The organism is Streptomyces sp. CO7, assembly GCF_053474865.1.
On sequence record NZ_JBRIOU010000004.1, the window covers coordinates 674,681 to 675,336 of the forward strand.

The following is a 656-nucleotide window of genomic DNA, read 5'->3' on the forward strand; positions in this document are numbered from 1 at the left end:
GGGGGGGCGGGGTGCGGCGGGCGCCCGTCGCCGCCGCCCACCGGCCCTGCGGCTCCCGCCGGTGGGTGTGCCGCGCCCTCGCCGACCGGTCCGCGTCCCGCGTCCACCGCCCGCTCCGCTTCTGCGCCGTCCGGTGCGCCAGGGTCCGCGCCGGGCGGCTTCGCGTCGCCCGTCGCCCCGGCGGCCGTGGGGGACCGACCGGGTCCCGGTCGCGGGACCGCGGCCGGGGCGACGTCCGCCGACGGGACCCGGGCGACATCCACGGGCGGAACCGGCGCGACGCCCGCGGGCGGCATCTGGACGCGGGGCAGGACCCCCAGGCCGGGCAGCGGCCCGACGCGGACCGGGGCCGGGCCGCCGGGGCAGTGCAGGAGGCGTTCCTCGAGGAGGCGGGCCACCTCCACGGTGACGACGAAGACCCCGCGGCCCAGCCGGAAGGCCAGGTCCCGCGCGGTACTGCGGCCGTCGGCGGCGGCCAGGACCTCACGACGCAGCGGGGTGAGGAGCCTCTCGCGCAGGGCCGCCTCGGCCCCGGCCGTCACCGCCGGGGTCTCGCGTTCGGGGCGGACCGGAAAGGCCATGCCGTCCAGGGCGGTCAGCTTGCGCACCGCCTCCTGGAGCAGCCGGCCGACCGTCTCCCCCACCCCCACCGGAGC

The 656-nt window shown here is 81.4% G+C and carries 1 pseudogene; it reads right to left on the reverse strand.

The annotated features are described in order from the left end of the window. Nucleotides 1-656 (reverse strand): annotated as a pseudogene (locus ACOV8S_RS15885) (hypothetical protein); the annotation flags it as partial.